Raw genomic sequence first — 20184 nt, 5'->3', positions numbered from 1 at the left:
AGCGTGTCGCCGAGGCGGCGGACAGGACCGCTTCGGGCCCGAAATCCTTGGACCGGCAGGGTTGCACGTGAGAGGTAAATCACACTCCTGGCGTCCGGTGGCACGGCGTTCCGCGCGCGGGGGCCACCAGCGCCGGCAGGCATCATGATGGCGTTGTCCCGCCCGGGACCGTCCGCCGGCGCAGCCTGCTGCCGGCGGACGTGGACCGCAGGGCCGTACCGGTCGGGTCAGGAGGCCTCGGAGTCGGCCAGCAGACGGGCCCGCAGCTCCCGGCGTTCGCGCTGGGCGTCGGGGTCCGGCACCGGAACCGCTGCCATGAGGCGCTGCGTGTAGCGGTCCTGGGGCCGGCGCAGGACATCGTCGCGGGATCCTTGTTCGACGATCTTCCCGTTGCGCATCACCACGATGTGATCGGCCAGGACGTCGATCACGCCGAGGTCGTGCGTGACGAAGAGGGAGGCGAACCCCATTTCGGCCTGCAGGTCCTGGAACAGTTCCAGGACCTTCGCCTGCACCGACACATCCAGGGCCGAGGTCGGCTCGTCGGCGACCATCAGCTGCGGTTCCAGACACAGGGCCCGGGCAATGCCCACCCGCTGCTTCTGGCCGCCGGAGAGTTCGTGCGGGTACCGGTTGCGGTAGTTCCGCGGTAGTTCCACCTGGTCCAGCAGCGTCTCGATCTTCTTCTGCAGCTCGGCCCCCTTGGCGACCTTGGCCAGGAGCATCGGTTCGCCGATGGACTCACCGATCGGCAGACGCGGGTTCAGTGAACTGGAGGGGTCCTGGAAGACCATGCCGATCTGTCGGCGGATGTGGAAGAGTTCCTTGGAGGTGGGCTTGAGCCCGAAGAGCTCGGCCCCGTTGACCTTCAAGGACCCCTCGGCCACCGGCAGCAACCCCACCGCGGCCCGGCCGATGGTGGTCTTTCCCGAACCGGATTCACCGACCAGACCCACGACCTGGCCCTGGTGGACCGTCAGATTCGCGCCCTCCACGGCGCGGAAGGCCGGTACGCGCCCCTGCTTCGGGTATTCGATGGCAACGTCCTTCAGCTCAAGCACCACGGGGCGGTCCTCGATCTTCGCGGCCCCGTACTGGGCTTCCTTCGCCTCATCCAGGAGCTTGCGTTCACGGATCTGCAAGGATTCATCCTCGGGTGAATCCAGTTCGGTCCCGGAGGCCGCCGCCACCGCGGCATCCACGTCGACTTCCCCGATGGAATCGCCCCCGGTGCCCAGCTTCGGCACGGCCGCCAGCAGGGCCTGGGTGTAGGGGTGTCGTGGGTCGTTGAAGATCTCATGGGTGGTCCCGTGCTCAACGATGCGCCCCTGCCGCATGACGGCGATGCGGTCGGAGAGGTCGGCCACCACGCCCATGTCATGGGTGATCAGCACGATCGCCGAGTTCAACTTATTGCGCAGGTTGCGCATCAGATCCAGGATCTCCGCCTGGACCGTGACATCCAGGGCCGTCGTCGGTTCGTCGGCGATCAGCAGCTTCGGGTCGCAGGAGAGCGACTGGGCGATCATGGCGCGCTGACGCTGACCGCCGGACAACTGGTGCGAGTAGGACTTGAAGGCCTTCATCGGGTCGGGAAGCTCGACGAGTTCGAGCATTTCCAACGCACGCTTCTGGGCCTGCGCGGGGGAAATCGGGTTGTGCAGGCGCAGGGTCTCCATGATCTGGAACCCGATGGTGTAGACCGGGTTCAAGGCGGTCATGGGTTCCTGGAAGATGACCGCGACATCGTTACCCCGGACCTGGCGCATCTTCGGGCTGGACAGCCCGAGCAGTGACTGCCCGTTGAGGGTGACTTCACCACGGATCCTGGCGTTGGTGGGGAGCAGCCCCAGCAGGGCCATCGAACTGGCCGACTTGCCCGATCCAGACTCCCCCACGATGGCCAGCACCTCGCCGGCGTTCACGTGGTAGTTCAGGTCGATGGCAGCGGGGACCCATTCCTTGTCCACACCGAAGTCCACGGAGAGGTGGCTGACCTTCAGGACCGGCTGCTCGCCGCCCTGCGTTGCCTCCCGGGAGGAGGGATTCTGCTGGCTCATCTGGTCCTCATTTCCTTCCGCCGGCGGCCCGCATAGGCCGGCGGCCGGGGTGTTGTGTGGCGCCGATTACATGGCGGCCGATAATCCTGAAACTATGTGGGTTATGACTTCTGCTTATAGCACTAACCGGGACTTCACCTTCAGGCCCCGTGGGCCCCGTTTCCTGGCGATGGCCCTCATGGTGTTGGCCGTCGCAGCCGCCGTCGCGATCCTGTGGACGGGAAGCTGGTATTCGGCACCGGCCATCCTGCCCGTTCTTGTGGTCGGGTATGCCGCGTGGGTCGTCTTCTGGCTGCCCCGGGTGGAAGTCAACGACGCCGGTGTCACCTTGATCAATCCGTTGCAGACCCTTCGGGTCCCGTGGTCGACGATCATCCTGGTGGACACCAAATACGCCTTGTCCCTGGTGACGCCCAAGGGGCGCTTCACCGCGTGGGCCGCTCCTGCTCCGAGCGTCATCTCGGCACTGCGCGACTCGCGCCGTTCGGCCAGATCGGAGTCCCGCGACCAATCCGGCACCAGCTATGTGAGCATCCGTCCGGGCGATCAACGCTCCAGCGACTCCGGCGTGGTCGCCGACATCGTCAGACGACGGTTGGCACGCATGGCCGAAGACGGGGATCTGGATCTCGAGTCCACGGAGTCCCTGAAGACCCGGCGAAGCATCCATTGGATCCATCTCACTGTCCTCCTGATCCTGATCGTCCTGAGCCTGACCTTGCCTGCCGTGCTGTCCTGACACCGTGCCGGAACCTGTGCTCCCGGCACGGCCCCGGCTAGGCCCCGTGGGCCGGACCATCATCATCGGGGTCGGAGGACCCGTGACGTCCTGAGTCCTCACCTCCCTCGGTCCTTTGGGCGATGGCGGCAGCCGACGCGGAGTCATTCACTGCCGACCCATGGACTCCACGGTCCTTGGCCTTCTTGGCCTTGAACTTGCGCTGGCGTGGATCGAAGGCGTCACGCAGCCCGTCGCCGATGAAGTTGATCGACAGGCAGATGACCACGATGAACAAGCCGGGGAACCAGAACAGCCACGGGCGGGTGCTGAAGGCCTCCTGGTTGTCCGAAATCAGCGAACCGAGCGAGACATCAGGGGCCTTCACGCCCAATCCCAGGTAGGACAACGCCGTCTCCAGCAGGATCGCTGCGGCCATCAGCAAGGTGACGTTCACGATGATGACGCCCACCGCGTTGGGCAGGATGTGCTTGAACATGATGCGCGTGTTGGAGGCACCGGCAATATGGGCGGCATCGACGAACTCGCGCTCACGCAGGGTCAGGAACTCACCGCGGACCAGACGGGAGAGCCCCGTCCAGATGATGACCCCGATGAAGAGCCCCAAGGCGACGGTGGCCATGTTGCCGCTGACGGCGGAGCCGGAGATGCGTCCGAGGACGGCAGCCAGGATCAGCAGCGGAACGATGATGATGATGTCCACGATGCGCATCAGCACCGCTTCGATCCATCCACGGAAGTACCCGGACAGTGCGCCCACGACCACCCCGATGAAGCCACCTACCGAACCGATGACGAACATGATCACGATCGACTGCTGGGTTCCTCGCATGGTCATGGCGAAGTAGTCCCGCCCGATCCGGTCTTGTCCGAAGGGGTGGTCACCCCAATTGAACAAATTAACGAAGGTCGGTCGTCCGCCGTTGATCTGGGTGCTGAATTGCTCGTAGCTGTAATGCCACCAGCCGGGGATCCCGATGAAGCCGATGGAGGAGAAGGCCATCACGAAGATCAGCGCGAAGACGACGATCGATATCAGGGCCGGCGTGTTTCCCATGAACCGCTTGCGGACGATGGCGTTCTGGGACAGGCCTTGGACTTCTTCGGGGACTGCAGCCGCCTCGAGGTCCTCGGGCAGCTGCCCGGACGGGGTTTCTGGATTCGGCCTGCTCATGCTTTTACCCTTACGCGCGGATCGAGTACGGAATAGGCCAGGTCGGCAATCAGGTTGAAGACCAGGGCCAGGATGCCGGTCACGAGGAAGACGCCCATGACCGGGTTCGGGTCGGGTACCGGCAACAGCGAGTCCACGAAGAGGTTGCCCATGCCGGTGAAGGCAAAGACCCGTTCGGTGATCACCGCCCCACCGATCAACCCACCGATGTCGAAGGCCACCAGCGTGGCCAGGGGGATCAGGGCATTGCGGAACGCGTGGCGCATGACCACCGTCCGCTCGGGAAGGCCCTTGGCGCGGGCGGTACGGATGTAGTCCATCTGCATGATCTCGAGCATCGAGGCTCGGGAGTATCGCGAGTAGCTGGCCAGCGACACGAGCAGCAGCGCCACGGTCGGCAGCAGGAGGTGGGTGAAGAGGTCGATGTTCTGGATCCACCAGTTGCCCTCGAGGTTCGGAGTCGAGGATCCGATCGTGGCAATGGGGCGTCCACGGACCCGACCATTGGAGAAGTAATTCGGCCACTCCACCATGAAGCGGTCCAACATCACCAGGCCTCCCACGAAGAAGGCACTCAAGGCCGCTGCCCGCATGGACTGGCCCCGGTCGAATCCGCCCATGAACCATCCGACGATGCAACCGACCGCCAGGGTCGCCACGAACAGCCCGAGGATTCCCCATCCGGAGATGCCGGAGAGGACCGGGTTCAGTGCGTAATAGGCGATCAGACCGGCCGGGACCATGAGAAGGGAGGAGTACAACGCCTTGCGGTTCTTCACTCCTGCAGTCAGTTGGGTGGCCAGATAGGCGATGCCCACGCCGAAGAGGGCGATCAGAATCGGGCCCAGACCTGGGGTGCTGAACCATCCGGTCACCGACAGGGCATACATCAGCCCTGCAGTGGCGGCGGCGCCGATCAGGAAACCGATGATCCGTTTCAGGTAGCTTCCACCCATGAACAGGACGACGACGATGCCCAGACAGATCGCGGTGATGAGGATCGATGTCGGACTGAAGACGGGGTCCCTGAGGAAATCGTTGAAGCCGATGGCCCCGAATTCCTTCAGCAGTACGGCGATCCAGAAGATCGGCAGTGAGAAGAACAAGAAGGCCATGAAGGTCACCGAGTAATCCAGCGTGCTGTACTGACGCAGGGCGGTGATGATGCCCAGACCGATGCCGATGACAATGGCCAGGATCGTCGCGGCGGTGATGAGCAGGATCGTTTGGCCCGCCGCGCGCCCGAGCGCATCCACCACGGGTTCACCGTTCATTTTCTGACCCAGATCACATTTGCCGACCAGCGGGACCACACATTGGGCGGCGCCCCCGAGCCACTTGAAGTAGCGCAACGGGGCGGGGGTGCCCAGGTCCAGCAGGGCCACCCTTTGCGCGATCAGCTGGTCCTTATTCGGCGCGTTGCTCTGTCGCAGTTCATCCAAGGGGTCGCCCGCCGCGGCCGTGAGCTGGTACACGACGAATGAGGCGCCCAGGAGGATGAGCACGGCAGTGACGAGCCGTCGGATGATGTAGGTCACCATGAAATATAGCCTCTTGGTAGAAGATACCGGGGATCACCCGGCAGTACTTTTGCAGAAGTGTAGTTCACCTCACAGCACTCGGGAAGGAGGGAAATCCCAATCACTTCCCGTGGCCCGGTCAAGGAACTACGGGGCGGACCTGGCGTCCGACCAATCGGTGGAATCCCTTCCACCTGCATCTGTAGCGGCACACTGAGACGCCGGGACCGTGAATCATGGTCCCGGCGCCTCAGTGGCACTTATATCCGGTTACCCGACGTAGCTACTTCTTCAGGTTCCAATCCCAGAAGTTCCACCAGACACCGGTCTGGTTGGACATGTACTCCACGCCCTCGACTCCCGAGTCGTAGGCGTCAACGCCGACCGACTGGAAGAGCGGCAGCCCGTATCCGGAGTCCCAGATCAACTTGTCGATCTGGATCTGCAGGTCGGTCTGTTTCTTCTCATCCGTGGTGACGATGAGCTCATCCATCAGTTCATCGGCCTTCTTATCGGAGAACTTATTGAAGTTCGACGAGGAGCCCGTGCCGAAGATCTGCGGGACACCGGTCACGCCGACGCCCGAGGAGATCCAGCCGAAGATGGTGGCGTCATAGGTGCCGCCTCCCAGCGCGCTGCCCCATTCCGAGGCCCCCAGACCGCCATCGACGACCTTGAAGCCTGCCTTCTTCGCCGATGCAGCGATCAGCGAGTAGGCATCCGCACGGTTCGGGTTGTCCTTGCTGTACATGATGCGGACCTTCGGCTTCTTGCCGTCGAGCAGTTCCTTGGCCTTCTCGATGTCGGCCTTCTGGTAATCGGCTGAACCATTGTTCTTCGCCGACTCCTCGTAGCCGTCGTTATCGGGGACGAAGAGCTGCGAATCCAGCGGCTTTGCATCCGGGTTCAGCTTCTTGATGATCGTATCCACGATCTGCTGGCGCGGGATCGTGTGCATGAAGGCCTTGCGGACATCCTTGTCCTTGAAGACGCCGTTGTAGTTCAGGTCGATGTGGTCGTAGGAGAGCTGGTCCCCCGTCTCCACAACCACCTGATCCCCCAGGGCTTCCAGCGACTCCAACGTGTCGGCGGAGGCCTGCGGGGCGATGATGTCGACTTCCTGGTTCTTCAGCGCCTGGACCTGGGCCGGCGATTCACTGATGTATCGCACGACGATCGAGTCGACCTTCGGCTCCGGTCCCCAGTCGTAGTCCTCGTTGCGCACCAGGGTCATGGACTGGTCCGGGACGATCTTGTCCACGATGAAGGGGCCGGACGAGAGGTAGAGCGACTCATCGTCGGGCAGCGACTTGGTGTCGAAGCCCGTATTCCAGAAGTCGGCGGCCTTCTTCAGCTTCTTATTCGGCTTCTTCGAAGGATTTTCCGGATCTCCCTTGTCTGCGGTCTTGAACAGTTCGGTGAGTTCGTCGACAGTCATGCCCGCCTTGTCGGCGACGACATGTGCCGGCCCCATCATCCCGAAGCTGGTTTCCCAATCGGCGAAGGGCTTGGAGTACTTCAGCGTGATCGAGCGGTTGTCATCGCCGATCTCCGGGACGTCGGTCAGTGCCAGCCCGGAGGTGTCACCGGCATAGTCGAAGTAGTTGGTTCCGGCGGTGACTTCGCCCTCGTCGTCGGTCTTCGCGTCGTTGAAGTGCCCCGACGAGATGGCCCAGGCCATCATCATGTCGTCGGCATTCACCGGCTCGCCATCCGACCACTTGACACCCTCGTTGATGGTGTACTTCACGGTCAGCGGATCCTCGGACTCGACCTCGTACTTGCCGAACTTCTCGTTCTTCTGCACCTTCAGGTCATTGTCGATGTAGTTGAAGTCCGACTGGGTGGTGTAGGCAATCTTGGAGTTGATATCCACGTTGCCCTTCGCCGTGTTGTCGTTGAACGAGCTGAAGGCGTTCACTTCGACGACACGGATCTCTCCGCCGTTGCCCTCTCCTTCGTCGGCCCCGGACGATGAGTCGTTGGTGCCCGTGCTGGCCGCGCATGCGCTCAGTGCCAGGGCGGCGGTCGCGCCAATCGCGACTGCCTTGGAAATACGTGTGAAACGCATTCCGCCTCCTTGTGTTTGGTGTGTTCTCCAGCCGAGCGATCCACTTGACTGCGACAGACCACGAGGAGTGGCCTGTCTCACATAGAGAAACCATAGACTGCGGAGGGGCCCCTTGGATATAAAAATCTCGCTTCAGATTCCGTTGTTATGGAGTCGCAACTTTGCGAGATGGTGGTCACATTCGCCCGGCGGCTCCCCTCGGCATCGATCCTTACGCGAGAACTCAAGGATCTGCTTCAGATTGGGGATTGTCAACTACTCGTCCGCGCCATCAAGCGGATCTTCGAAGATTTTGTAAAAATTCCCAATCAATGACGGCGTGTCTCGCCATGCATTTGAGGCGATACGCGTTCCCGAGCCACCGAACCCGGCATCAAAGAGGGCGGATTTAATCTTTGCACCGCCGGCCATGCAGTGATACAGCCTCCCGGGGGCCGGAAGCGCGCTCCGTTCGAGTTCGCCTCCCCGGACCCGACCCCGGGCACGGCACTGACCGCCGTGGCCCGTGCAGCCCTTGCGGTGATCCACCACGGGAATCGATGTGATCTAGCAGTTGGACTACTGCGCTCTCCCCCGCCTTGGTTGGCCCAAACACAGCTGCTGGGCGAACAGGCCGGCGCCACGTCCCCCAGTGCCGCAGATCCGACCGTCATCCCCAATGGTGCAACGACTGCAAACGTGAAGCCAGTCAGGACTTATACAAAAAACTAGAATGAACCCACTTTCTCTAAAGATGATTCATTATTTGACTACGTTCTAACATCCTTTGTTATTGGTAGTTATATCGTGCATCAAACTTCTTGAGGTAACAAGGGCCCGCGTCTATATTCTGGGCACTCGCTTCATTCTGCGGCGCCCCCGGACCAGCCCTACGTGCTTCATCGCCGTCGCCAGGCGTGGAAATGTACCCACGCCAACAGCCGCGTGCTTGCTACGCGGCACGGACCCCTTGTCAACGGTAAGGTGTCGGGCGCACGCCGAACTGCCGGAACCAGTTGGGGTCCGAAACTGCCAGCCGAAGAAGAACGTTGGTGTTCAACCGATCTGTTCGTGACAGGTCAAGGCTCCCTACGGGTACGCCAGGGTGAATGAGGAAGCCAACGTGGAATCTCCTGGTTCCAACCCGCTACGGACGTGTGCCGAATCTCCCTGGTCAGCATCAGCCGGGCCGCATTCATACTCGAGCGATAGTGGGTGACGCACCACTTCCTACCGCGCCTTCTCCACGTCCAGCCGTGCTGGCCATGGAACCGCACACTTGGAAGTGCATGAGCCAGGTTTCAAGGTCCGCAGCAAATTTCATGCATAGACCGCGGCCGGTCAGTCGGCGATATGCAGGACGAGTTTTCCGCGCGCGGCCCCCTGCTGGGAGGCACTGAAGGCGGTCGCCAGCGCTTCGAGTCCATAGACTGTATCGATGACCACCTCGAGTGACCCTGCTGCCACCTGGTCCAGCAGGTCACCCAGACGGGACCCGTCGGGCCGGACCCACAGCCAGCGACCCCCATGCTCGATCACCCCGGGATCGGCGATGGAAACATGACGGCCTCCGTCCTTGAGCACCGTCAGCGTTGTGTCCAGGACCCCTCCCGCGTAGTCGGCCACCTTGTCGAAACCATCCGGGGCAATATCGCGCAGCCTCTCCCCCAGCCCGTCCCCGTGGGCCACCGGGGTGACCCCCAGAGCGGTTAGCTTCTCATGGTTGGCCACGGAGGCCGTGCCGACGACTTCAGCTCCCGTGGCGATGGCCAGTTGCGCTGCCAGGAAGCCGACTCCTCCGGAGGCGGCGTGGAGCAACAGTCGCTCCCCGGGGAGAACATCAAGTGCTTCGAGACTGCGCTGGGCGGTCAGCCCGGTCAGGGGTAGGGCCGCCGCGGTTTCTTGTGTCACTCCCTCGGGAACCGCCGCAACGTCCACGGCGAAGACCGTCACGTATTCAGCGAACGTCCCGCCGGAAACCACCTGCTTACGCGCATAGGCGGCGACCCGGTCGCCACTGGCAAATTCCGGGACGTCTGGCCCAACGGCGTCGACCACTCCGGCCACGTCCCACCCGGGGATGACGGGGAAATGTGCATCCATGAGCCCGTCAAGGCCTCCGGACATGATCTTCCAATCAACCGGATTGACCGAGGCATGGGTGACGCGGATACGCACCTCGCCCGGGCCGACCTTGGGCACCGGCAGCTCGGTGAGCTCCAAGACGTCGTTGCTTCCGTACTTGCTGTAGGTCATTGCTCGCATACCGCCCCCAACGCCGAGAAGGACCCGTGTATTCCAGCGGAGCCTCCCGCCTGCCGGGCTCTGGGCCCAGGCCAGCCTCTCCATCGGCCGTTGTGGGCGGCGTGGTGGTGCCCGTCATCGTGACCTCGTCTGGGTTTCCTCTGCGCTCTCGTGGAGTGCCCTGGCCCAGGCCCGCAGGAAGCTTGCGACCCGCTCCGGCTGGTCCAGGTGGATGTTGTGTCCGGCGTCCTCCAGCACGACGTAGGTTGCCTGCGGATACCGCAGCAACAAGTCTTCCTGATCCGCGAACCCCACGACGTGGTCGTGCCGTCCGGCAAGGATCAGCGTCCGGGGCGAGACCGTCGCTGCGGCCCGGGACCCGGGGCCCGCCTCGGGGGCCAGGTGATATCGGCGGGACAACTGCATGACGGCGCGTGCGTTCGCGGCGCGGATCCCGGCAGGGCGGCATCTCGGAATGCGGCCCAGGCCTCCGCTGTGTGGAGGATGGCCATGCCTTCGAAGTCCCGGGCATCCTGCGGATCGAGCAAACCGAGGAACTTCTGGTCTCGGTGCAGGACCCGTTTCTCGGGCACGGTGCGATCTCGTGGCCGGGGATGGACCACCGGCGCCAACAACGCCATTCCGCTCATCTGATCCCCGAAAGTGATTGCCAGATGCGCGGCCAGAACACCTCCGAGTGAGTGCCCCAGCACGGCGAATTTCCGGTCCCCCACCAGTTCGCCAATGGTTTCTTGCAGCCAGTCGGCAATTTCGGGTAATCCACCGGGCTCCTCCAGCGCGGGGGTTCCGCCGAAGCCGGGAAGATCCAGGTAAATCCGCTCCCAGGCACCGGCATCGGCCAGACAAGGATCCAGCGGTAGGAGCAACCGGTGATCGACGCCATTGCCATGAATCATGATTATCGGTGTTCCAGTGCCTCGACGTACGGTAGCCGGTCGCGGGATCACCGGGTCCCCCGCCGTGCAGTGTCCGGGCGTGCGTTCCATCTGTTCCCTCATTCCGATCCCCGTGTCTCCCCGGTCGACCACTAGGCCCACGCGGTCGGTCCCGGTGCTGCGCACCTCTGCACAGCACCGGGCCCGACCGGTCATGAGAACGTCATCCAACGAGACGTTCGTGGAGCTCCTACTCGGGTGTCACGTGCTTTTTCGGGTCCTTCTCTGCCAGGACGCGTGCCGCGGCATCGCGTCCACCCAGCCCGAAGGCCAGCGCCGCAGCCAGAGCACCGCCCACGACCACGGCGCCGAAGCCCAGCGTGATGATCGAGTCGGCAATGCCCATGTACTTCAGTCCAATCGCTGCGAAAAGCCCGATGATGACGTACTTGGCGACGGTGCTTCCCGTGCCGGCCCCCATGGCACTGGACACCAGTTTGGCGATCAGGAAGCCGACGGCGACGATAACGACGCCAAACAGCACCCGGCCCCCGAGTGCGAACACCGTGTTCAGCAGATCCGAGATCTCGGGGAAACCAAGCGCTTGAGCAGCCATGATCCCGAAGAACACCACGATGGCCACTTGTGCCACGCGGGTCAGAATGGTCGAGGCGCTCTTGTCGGCGCTCAGAATCCCGAGGTTCGTTGCTGCCCGGTCGGTTCCAAGACCACGCAACGTGGCCTCCAGGATGCCACCGACGAACTTTGCGATGAGGACGCCGATGCCCAGCAGCACCAGGGCCGCGATGATCATCGGGATCGCGTTGAGGATCATGGTGAGCATCTGCTCGGCCGGATCGGAGATGACCGAGATGTCGAGGATCTGGAGAGCTGCGATGCCCACCACGATCAAGATGACGGCAAACACCAGATTGCCGACCATGGAGCCGATCTTCCGGGAGTTCATCCCGGCTCCCGCCTGTGCCTCGGCGGCACCTGACGGCTGGGCTGGGGTCGGTGTTGCCCCGGCACCCGAGGTCGGATCAACCTGCTTCATCTTTCCGGCAATGCTGTTGAAGTTGAGCATTCCGATGGCGGAGGCAATGAGCTGCTTGGCGATTTTCGCTATCACGAAGCCGATGAAGAAGACCACAGCGGCCCCGATGACGTTGGGCAGGAAGCCCATCAGCGTGGACAGGAGTTCCTGAATCGGTGTCAGGACTGCGTCCAGGGCGAACACCTGGAGGATGGCCACCAGGCCGAACAGCCAGACGATCAACGAACCGATACTGCCAATCGATTCTCCGGTCGATGCACCATCGCCGTCTTGCTTCTGCAAGAACGATACGCGGCCGACAACCTTGCCAATGGCCCATTTCACGACCTTGGCAATAATCCACGTCACAATGAGTATGATGATGGCCATGCCGACCTTTTGCGCCATACCTATCCAATCGATGTCTTCCATGGGAAGCCTCCTTATTGGTCCGGACTTGCAAACAAGGCAGTTTCGATCTGCCGTTGGTCGCAGCAGACTACAGGACACCTCAAGAAACGACTCGGATTAAACATCGACCGGAACCGATTTCACAGTCCATTCGTTATCTGCAGCCCTCTCCCCATGATCCTCCCCGCAGAGCGAAGGTCCGGAAGAGGCGACCACTGCCGGGGGCCGACCCGGAACGGCGGCCGGCCCCCGGAGGGTCATCGATCTGCTTAGTTGATCGCTTCGGCGATCGGGGTGTCACCGTCATAGAAGTTGACTGTGCGGCCAATCGCAGCCCCGTCCGAGAGCACGTGGGCCAGGACCTCGGCTACGTTCTCGCGGGAGGTCACGGCTTCATCGCCCGCGGGCGCCTGGCCGGCGATCGTGCCCTCGAAATCAGCGATCGTAATCTTTCCGCTGGCCGGCTCCAAGGTGAGCCGTCCGGGGCCAAGGATCGTGAAATCCAGACCTGTCTGCCGCAGATGGGCATCCGCATCATGCTTGGCCTGCGCGTAGGGATGGAACGAGTCCTCCGGATCGAGCCGGTCGGCATCAACACCTGCGCCGGCATAGGAGACCATCACGAATCGCTTGACGCCGGCTGCTTCGGCGGCATCCATGGTACGGGCCGCCGCTTCGAAGTCGACCGAGCGTGTGCGTTCGGGGCTACCGCCGCCGGCTCCGGCGGAGAAGACCACGGCCTGCGCACCGGAGAACGCCTGCGTCAACGCCTCGGCGTCAGCATTCTCCAGGTCGAGAACAACCGGGCTGGCCCCGGCGGCTTCGATGTCGCCCCTTTGATCCGCGGAACGGATCACGGATTCGACGGCGTACCCCGCGTCCTTGAGCTTGGGCGCCGCCAGAAGGGCGATCTTTCCATGACCGCCCAGGACAATGACGCGACCTTTATCTGCTGTTGACACGAAAACCTCCGATTGCGCCGATTCGGCGCCGAGAGCGTCCGTCGCTCCGCCCATGATCGGGTTTCAGACGACGGCTTCCGCTGGGTACAACGTCGTGGGGAGCCGTATATTCCTCATCGGCCTGGCGCTACCGTCCTGGAGCGTGTGCAGGCCGGCAGCGGGCCGGTCCCGAAGTGCAGACTCCGGTCGACCACACGGGCCACTTCGTTCGTCAGCGAACGACCTGCATGTTGAGGGCCGTGGTGCCCAGCGCGTCCGTGAGATACGCCCACATGATGAAGTAGTGCTCCGGCCCCTTGGCGGTCTCGATCCCGCCCAGGTCCACGATGGATTCCGAGGTCCAGCCCAGTTCCCCCAAGGAGTGACGTCGTCCGATCTTTGGCCCCGACATTATCTCCGGAGAGGAAGATGCTGCTCGGCTCCAGCAGGGAGGGGTTCACGAAGATTTTGCCGGCGCAGGTGTTCATCGTCTTGACGACTTGTGCCTGGGGAAGCATCTCCTGCAGCTTTTCGCCGAGGCTGGAGCCCGGGTACAGGTGATTGAATCCGGAGGTGGCGGCGTTGGCAACGTCGATGAGTAGTTTTCCGCTGAAAGCGGCCGAATCCAGCTGACCGAGTAGTTCCACGGACGCGGCCCCCGGCGTCGCGTTCACGATCACCTCGGCATCTCGGGCCGTCGCTTCCAGGGTAGCGACAGGGAAAGGGAGCCCCGTGCGTGACTCCGGCTGTCGCGAGCCCAGGGTTACTTCGTGTCCGACGTCGATGCATCCGCCCGCGAGGGCCTGCGCGACACTGCCCGTCCCCAATATCCCAATCTTCATGACTGCCGCTTCTTTCCCGTGGCCGATCCAACATCCATGGGTCAGCGTACGTCGGTCAGGGCCCGGTTTCCGCACTCAAGCCCCCTTCGGGGACGTTCTTGCCACCAGGGCCGCGAGGCGCGCTGCTCCGGGTAATCGACGCGCGGCCGGCTCCGGGGCGGCAGACCGGACAACGGTTCACCAGCGGGGCACCGAGCCACGGTAGCGCCCGTAGTCTGCTCCGAACCTCGCTTTCAATGCCTTTTCTTCGAGGGGGATCTGCACGCGGCCCATGACCAGGACGAACGCTGCCATCGGCAGCACGGCGACGGCGGACCGACGCAGGATCGCGTGGGCAGCCAGCAGGCCGGCCATGCCGAGGTACATCGGATTCCTGGTCAGCCGGTTCGGTCCCCGGACCACCAGCGACGTGGCGGCCTCCACGTCGACCGGATCGAAGCTGGTGCGCTGGCGTCGGAACTCCCATAAGCTGCCCACGACGAGGGATCCCGAGGCCAGTGAAAGAACAGCGGCCACGGTGGCCGAGGTCGGTGTCACCGCACGCTGGCGCATCAGCAGGTATTGCCCTGTAAGGCAGATAGCCAACGTGGTGGGAGGAACCGGGACCTTGCTCATTTCTTCACTCCTGTCGGGGTTTCACTGCGGCTAGCAACCGTGTTCCCAGTAGAGCAATCCCTGCTGTCCGAAACCACCCCTTGGCAGCCTCAGGTCCCGGCGGGCTGCCTTCCCCGGCGGCTGATCCGGAAAACCACGACGTGGACAACGATTTGCACCGCCAATAATACCGCGCCAGAGAACGCCTCGGGCCACCCCATCAGATAGCCGGCCTGCAGCGTCCCGATTCCACTGGCGACGGGATAGAACAACGGCCACAGGATCAAGAGGTTCCGCACAAATGCGAAAACGATACCGAAAAGCACCGCGAACAGGCCGAAGCCGATGGCTTGTGCGAAAGGAACCGAGCCGACATGCTGCAGCGCTAACCCGATTCCGGTCAGCAGAATCGCTGGCAGCCAGCCGAAAGCACGTTCCCAGCGAAGGAACAACCAGCCGAAGGCGAAGAACGGTTCCTACAAAACCACGAGGTTCGCCATGAGCTGCGGTACGGCGGGCACTCCCTGTTCGGCAGCCACATGGAACAGCTGGAACGCAGGGCCCCTCCCAGGACGAGCGAGATGATGAGCGACAGTGCAAGGAACCAGTGATGGATGCCGAGTCCTTCCAGCCCATCGCGTCATCGTTGTAGAACGATGAGTGCCGGGATGTGCGTTCCCGCGACAACGATTCCGCCCATGAGGAACCAGTCGTTGCACGTGGTGCCGGCCCAATAGCAGCCCCAGAACACCAGAAGCGTGCCCAGAGCCATCAGGGAGTATCGGCATCAGGATTCCAGACAACAACCGGCCTACGGGACGGAAGAACAGGGCTGGGAGCGCCCGTTCCGGGCCGAGGAGCCGGAGCCCTGAACTCTGACACGCACACTTCCTTCGAATGACCTGGGGCAAGTACCCCCAGAGTTAGTAGGCAAGGCCCTCTCTCGTCACCATCGTAGAGCCCGGCGCGTGAAGCATGCTCGAGACTGATACGGATGTCGACGGCGTCGCCATGGCGCAGGACAAGGAGACGGTCCCTGCCTGATGAAGCCGTGCATCAGGGCCGTGTGCACAACGCCGGGGTTCCGTGGGGAGAGGTCACTCGCCTGGAGCTGGCTTCGGCCCGAGACTTCGCAGGCCGGCACAACACCGGTCAACTAGCCGTGGCGCAGAAGGCGGGGCAGGCAGTTCCGCCTCTATGACTCCGACGAAACGATAGTTCCATCACCATCCAACAGCCTCACGATCTCATCGTGCAGTCGCCTATCGGACTGATCAAGCCCGTCGAGAACTTCACCGATGGTGACTTCGCTCTGCCGAACCTCACGGGTCTCCGCCCGGGTGATGAAAAGATGTGAGTAGTCGACCGACGCCCCAGCCACCGTCTGCCTCCAGTTCGGGTCCTGCTCGTTCGCGAACCAGGCAGAGGGGCCGAACTTGAGCTGCAGCTGACATTCTCCGAAGTCAGTTCCTCCTCCGGGCACCTCAAAATTGACCGTCCATTCGTATATCCCGGCATAACGTGCACTTACCTCTTGCACGTATTCGGGGCCGAACGTTGCGTTCAGTTGGTCTTTCAGGACGTTGGCAGCGAAGAGGCGCGCCTGCAACTTCAGTCTCTTCAGGAGTTCACGGCCCTCACCGAAACGCTCACGCGCTTGAACTGCCAGATCGTTCGCGAACTTTTCCGCCTCCACGTCCTGCCACTTGCCCTGATACCTCCTCGCTTCTCCCGTCGCGCACATTGCGACGACGAAGCCGACCACATCCTGCTCTTCCACGAGTCCCCTCCCGTTCGAAAATTTCTGACTCATCTGGTCAATGAACGAATAGGCCTCCGGGTTCCGTTGGCGGTAGCCGGGATCGCGATCGATCACTCCGCGAAGCCGCTCGATCAACAGGCTGTAGGTGAGAACCGGGGCGTTCTTCCAGCCTTGGGTCTGAAGCGTTTCATCCCGGTCTCGGCAGAGGAGCACGACGGCGCCCCTCCGTCCGTCGCGTCGGCTGTATTTAAGATATCCCTCGTAACTATGGCCATGCCCGTCGGAGGTGAAGTAATTCTCAACGACGAGCACCGCGGCATCGCTCTCGAGAACCATATCGGCGATGTCTGCCGGCTCATCCGCCACAGCAGTGTTCACTTCCTGCCGGACCCAGTAGCCGGCGTCCGGAAGCGGTTCAGCGCCGGTCTTCTGACGATTAACTTCGTCGATGAGGATTTTCATGAAGGCGTCGCCGAGTCGGTGGGAACCTTCGACCTCCAGAAGCCACGTGAAGACGTTGGAGATCTGTTTCTCGTGGAGTCCGTGGTGCATCACGTCGAAGACATTGAACCCTGGCTCCAAGGATCTTCCGAGCACCGGGAGCATGCCCGTCACGAGATCGTTGGTCATCGCGCCTCCTCCGGTGTGTGCGGTCCATGGCTTCGCGATCGTATCCCGCCCAAAGCTTGGCAGTATCCCCGGCACCCGTCCCATGGGCGTGGCCCATGGACGCCTCGTGACGGGTCCTCCCTACGAATGTCATCGGGGGTTGTTACGTCGCAGCTCTGCTCATCGCAGCGTCGTGCAACCGGCCCGCCTCTATTGAATAGACCTGGTCGCATGCCGAAGAACGGGCGGGATCCGGCCCTGCGTTGACCCGCTGCCAGCTCATGGGTGAGTGTGAACTGTCTGGCCAAACATCCAGTGAGCCGTGTTGATCAGTTCCATCACGGCGCCCTCTGGCATCCCTTCCACCCCGGGGACATATAACCAGCGGTGGCGGCGGCTCCAGAACGGCCCCACGGCTGGTGAGATGCGCCCGCGCAATTGCCGAGGCATCCGTTGATTCACATTGACGAGCCCCAACTGCGTCAACGGCATCACGGCGCGAAGGGTGTAACTACCGCTATGCTCGGCGCGCACCATCATGCTTCTGGCTGGCTCGAAGTCCTGCCAGGGAATCGGACCGATACCGCGCAGCGTCATTCCACGAGTTTCAAGCCTGACCTCTTCACGTTCAAGATCAGCGAACTCGAGCTGACGCCGATACGTCGTAATCAGTAGGGCCAGCCCGCCAAAGAGCATGGCGTAGACCGAGATGATGCCGGAAATGGTCGCCCCCGTGACCCGGAGACTCTCGCCGGACAGAACCAAGCCCAAAGCGATGGCCGCACCCAAGCCGACCAGACTCACGAGCCCGATGAGTACCAGGAACAACCATCGTCTCGCTTTCGACCATCCGGCGGGTCTACCCGGCATCGTCACTACCCCGGTGGTCTGTAGCTCTTCCAGTGCCCGAACGAACGCCGTTGAATTCTCCACATCGACTACGCTACAACAAGGCTCTAGGGCAGCCGTCGTAGCTCGCCATATGTACCCTTTTAGAGCGGTAGTCCACGGTGGCATAGTCGGTACCAGCACTGAGGCCGCAGCATCAAAAGTGCTATTCAAACGTCCGCCTCCTCGACACCGATTCCTGTCGTCCGAAGTGACGTGCCCTGACGGCTCGTACCGTGGGCCACCGGGTGCATCCGACTGCGCTCCCCCGGAAATAAACGTTGAAGCTGAAACCAGCCGGGTTCCGGCCCGAAGAAGCCCTGGAAGCTGGAGGTCTCCAGTCCAACCCTCGACGCGCGCAGGATTCACATCCGTCTTTCAGGAAGTCCATTACGCTTGCGTCAGGGCCCGCATCCTCATCACCGGCATGTCCGGTGCCGGGATGTCGACGTTGCTCGAAGAGCTTGCCATTCGGGGACACCTCACCGTTGATACGGACTACGACAACTGGGAGTTGCCGGGAAGCGTCTGGGACGAGTCGAGAATGAGCGACCTCCTGGCCCGGCACGATGATTTGCTGATCTCGGGCACCGTCGAGAACCAGGGAAGGTTCTACGACCGGTTCGACCACGTGGTGCTGCTGAACGCTCCGGTCCAGGCTCTCATCGAGCGTGTCGCCAACAGGACGAACAACCCGTACGGACGCACCAGGGCACAGCAGGATGAAGTGCGCCGGAATCCGAGGGACGTCGAACCACAGCTACGGCGAGGCGCAACCATCGAGCTTGACGGGCGTCGGCCCGTCTCCGACCTGGCCGACGACATCGAAGCACTCCGATCACCCCGTCATTCCGTCGTGCACTCAAGGCGAGCACGAAGTTCGTGCATCAGGGGCCGATGCCGGCCCAGGGACAACGGTGGAACCGGAACGCGGCAATGCGGTGAGGCGAAAGTCGACCGCGTTCCAGCACGGAGCAACCGCTGTTTTATGCCTTGAGTACGTACTGCAGTGTCTGCACCACCTGATCAGTGGTCTTGCACCAAGCCTGTGCTTCGGCGTCGACCTCCTTGAGCGGATGGACGATGTCTTCGTCGTGCAACGTCATGTATGGCTTGCCCAGGGCTGCGCAGTAGCCGGCATCGAAGGCGGCGTTCCATTGTTTGTACTTATCTCCGAAGCGGACCACCACCAAATCACTCTGTTCAATCAGCGTGCGCGTACGAATGGAGTTGACCTTGGAGGACTGGTGATCACGCCAGAATTGGCTAGAGGTCTCGCCGAGGTGGTCGCCTGCGGCGTCGCTTGCGGGGTGGTCGGTCACCGGCGAGGTGAATTCCACGTCGAGCCCGAGGGCCTCTGCACCACGCTGGATCTCATCACGCCAGTCGGTGTGGATCTCACCGGAAAGATAGACGGAAAAAGTCATGGTTTGATGCTCCTTCATAAATGTCGGTTGGACCTAAAATTGGCCCTTCAGCCAACCTTCCAACAGAACGGCGGAAAGTTCCAACGACCGACAGAAGATGACACGCTCCGGGTTCCCCGCCGCCGCCGTAGGTGGTCAGCCGATAGGTGTCGGATGGTAGAGCGGGAGTCGACCCCGTCACGTCACGGACCACCCTCTGGTCATCTTGTACATCGCATGAACTGTCGACGCACGCCCCAGCCCGATTCACGCCCCCCAGCTAATGGGTGGCTAGGCTGGGTGGATGGCGACAGTTCTTCTCGTGCGGCACGGCCGCACCACAGCTAATGCCACTGGTCTGCTAGCTGGCCGAGCCGCTGGCGTCAGCTTGGACTCGGTCGGGCGTGACCAGGCCGCTCTGACCGGAGAACGGATCGCGCCCGTCCCCATTGCCGGGGTGGTATCGAGCCCACTTGAGCGTTGTCAGGAAACCACCGAAATCATCCTCGAGCGCCAGACCGGCACACCGGGCACGGTGGTCGATCAAGCCCTGACAGAGTGCGATTATGGCCAATGGCAGGGCCGCGCGCTCAGTGATCTCGCGTCCGAGGAGTTGTGGCCGTTGGTACAGACCCAACCGTCCGCCGTCGTCTTCCCCGACGGTGAGTCAATGGCAGAAATGCAGGCCCGGTCAGTGGCAGCAATTCGCCGCCATGATGCGGCCTTCGAAGCCGCGTACGGCCAGGAAGCCGTATGGGTGGCGGTCAGCCACGGTGACGTCATCAAGTCAATCCTTGCCGATGCGCTTGGCATGCATCTTGACCTGTTTCAGCGTATTAACGTCGGCCCCGCCTCTGTATCGATCGTGCACTACGGAACGAGTCGGCCGAACGTCTACGCGACCAACACCAACGCGGGTGATCTATCGTGGCTGACTACCAACACTCTTTCTGGTGATGCCCCGGTGGGCGGCGGTGCAGGACAGAAGGCCCCATGAACCATATGCGCCTAG

The 20184-nt window shown here is 62.4% G+C and carries 19 protein-coding genes and 1 pseudogene; 3 read left to right on the top strand and 17 right to left on the bottom strand.

What is annotated here, in order from left to right:
* Window positions 1–227 precede the first annotated feature (227 nt).
* Entirely contained in the window at window positions 228–2060 is a 1833-nt protein-coding gene (locus tag ACT3S2_RS05750) for an ABC transporter ATP-binding protein (RefSeq protein ID WP_444555273.1), read from the bottom strand.
* A gap of 103 nt (window positions 2061–2163) precedes the next feature.
* On the opposite strand from ACT3S2_RS05750, the gene ACT3S2_RS05745 reads away from it, so the two are divergent.
* Window positions 2164–2799: a PH domain-containing protein gene (locus ACT3S2_RS05745; RefSeq protein ID WP_444555272.1), complete on the top strand. Its 636-nt coding sequence runs from the start codon at window positions 2164–2166 to the stop codon at window positions 2797–2799.
* Between the two features lie 37 nt (window positions 2800–2836).
* On the opposite strand, the gene ACT3S2_RS05740 is transcribed toward ACT3S2_RS05745, so the two are convergent.
* The 15 genes and pseudogenes from ACT3S2_RS05740 to ACT3S2_RS05670 all read right to left on the bottom strand — a co-directional run bounded on the left by ACT3S2_RS05740 (window position 2837) and on the right by ACT3S2_RS05670 (window position 17811).
* Window positions 2837–3973, bottom strand: a complete 1137-nt coding sequence (locus ACT3S2_RS05740) for an ABC transporter permease (protein ID WP_444555271.1) — start codon at window positions 3971–3973, stop codon at window positions 2837–2839.
* Entirely contained in the window at window positions 3970–5514 is a 1545-nt protein-coding gene (locus ACT3S2_RS05735) for an ABC transporter permease subunit (protein ID WP_444555270.1), read from the bottom strand. The genes ACT3S2_RS05740 and ACT3S2_RS05735 overlap by 4 nt, the downstream gene beginning before the upstream one ends.
* A gap of 262 nt (window positions 5515–5776) precedes the next feature.
* A complete protein-coding gene (locus ACT3S2_RS05730; RefSeq protein WP_444555269.1) occupies window positions 5777–7564 on the bottom strand; it encodes an ABC transporter family substrate-binding protein in 1788 nt (595 codons plus the stop codon).
* 255 nt (window positions 7565–7819) lie between these two features.
* Window positions 7820–7975 carry a hypothetical protein gene (locus ACT3S2_RS05725; protein WP_444555268.1) on the bottom strand — a complete coding sequence of 52 codons (156 nt, stop codon included), beginning with the start codon at window positions 7973–7975 and terminating at the stop codon, window positions 7820–7822.
* A gap of 909 nt (window positions 7976–8884) precedes the next feature.
* On the bottom strand, window positions 8885–9799 hold the full coding sequence (locus ACT3S2_RS05720) for an NADP-dependent oxidoreductase (protein ID WP_444555267.1): 915 nt from the start codon (window positions 9797–9799) through the stop codon (window positions 8885–8887).
* 123 nt (window positions 9800–9922) lie between these two features.
* Window positions 9923–10213, bottom strand: coding sequence for an alpha/beta fold hydrolase (locus ACT3S2_RS05715; protein ID WP_444561373.1), 291 nt, complete (start codon window positions 10211–10213; stop codon window positions 9923–9925).
* Window positions 10129–10704, bottom strand: a complete 576-nt coding sequence (locus ACT3S2_RS05710) for an alpha/beta fold hydrolase (protein WP_444561371.1) — start codon at window positions 10702–10704, stop codon at window positions 10129–10131. Before ACT3S2_RS05710 ends, ACT3S2_RS05715 begins: the two co-directional genes overlap by 85 nt.
* Before the next feature lie 229 nt (window positions 10705–10933).
* Entirely contained in the window at window positions 10934–12151 is a 1218-nt protein-coding gene (locus ACT3S2_RS05705) for a mechanosensitive ion channel (RefSeq protein ID WP_444555756.1), read from the bottom strand.
* 248 nt (window positions 12152–12399) lie between these two features.
* A complete protein-coding gene (locus ACT3S2_RS05700) occupies window positions 12400–13092 on the bottom strand; it encodes an SDR family oxidoreductase (protein WP_444555757.1) in 693 nt (230 codons plus the stop codon).
* Window positions 13093–13303: 211 nt separating this feature from the next.
* A complete protein-coding gene (locus ACT3S2_RS05695) occupies window positions 13304–13483 on the bottom strand; it encodes a hypothetical protein (RefSeq protein WP_444555763.1) in 180 nt (59 codons plus the stop codon).
* 181 nt (window positions 13484–13664) lie between these two features.
* Window positions 13665–13913 (bottom strand): annotated as a pseudogene (locus ACT3S2_RS05690) (NAD(P)-binding domain-containing protein); the annotation flags it as partial.
* A 177-nt stretch (window positions 13914–14090) separates the two neighbouring features.
* Window positions 14091–14528, bottom strand: coding sequence for a methyltransferase family protein (locus tag ACT3S2_RS05685; protein ID WP_444555758.1), 438 nt, complete (start codon window positions 14526–14528; stop codon window positions 14091–14093).
* 89 nt (window positions 14529–14617) lie between these two features.
* The gene (locus ACT3S2_RS05680) at window positions 14618–14959 is read right to left on the bottom strand and encodes a hypothetical protein (RefSeq protein WP_444555759.1); all 342 of its coding nucleotides are present in this window, start codon (window positions 14957–14959) and stop codon (window positions 14618–14620) included.
* Window positions 14960–15702: 743 nt separating this feature from the next.
* Entirely contained in the window at window positions 15703–16899 is a 1197-nt protein-coding gene (locus ACT3S2_RS05675; protein WP_444555760.1) for a PD-(D/E)XK nuclease family protein, read from the bottom strand.
* A gap of 258 nt (window positions 16900–17157) precedes the next feature.
* Window positions 17158–17811, bottom strand: coding sequence for a hypothetical protein (locus ACT3S2_RS05670; protein ID WP_444555761.1), 654 nt, complete (start codon window positions 17809–17811; stop codon window positions 17158–17160).
* Between the two features lie 49 nt (window positions 17812–17860).
* Here ACT3S2_RS05670 and ACT3S2_RS05665 point away from each other — a divergent pair, with 49 nt between their 5' ends.
* On the top strand, window positions 17861–18763 hold the full coding sequence (locus ACT3S2_RS05665) for an AAA family ATPase (RefSeq protein WP_444561370.1): 903 nt from the start codon (window positions 17861–17863) through the stop codon (window positions 18761–18763).
* On the opposite strand, the gene ACT3S2_RS05660 is transcribed toward ACT3S2_RS05665, so the two are convergent.
* Window positions 18753–19193, bottom strand: a complete 441-nt coding sequence (locus ACT3S2_RS05660; protein WP_444554217.1) for a YtoQ family protein — start codon at window positions 19191–19193, stop codon at window positions 18753–18755. The genes ACT3S2_RS05665 and ACT3S2_RS05660 overlap by 11 nt on opposite strands.
* Before the next feature lie 283 nt (window positions 19194–19476).
* Here ACT3S2_RS05660 and ACT3S2_RS05655 point away from each other — a divergent pair, with 283 nt between their 5' ends.
* Entirely contained in the window at window positions 19477–20169 is a 693-nt protein-coding gene (locus ACT3S2_RS05655) for a histidine phosphatase family protein (protein ID WP_444554218.1), read from the top strand.
* Window positions 20170–20184: the final 15 nt, after the last annotated feature.

Source organism: Arthrobacter sp. AOP36-A1-22 (genome assembly GCF_052377615.1).
GTDB lineage: Bacteria > Actinomycetota > Actinomycetes > Actinomycetales > Micrococcaceae > Arthrobacter_H.
This window is presented reverse-complemented; position numbering and strand designations above follow the sequence as displayed.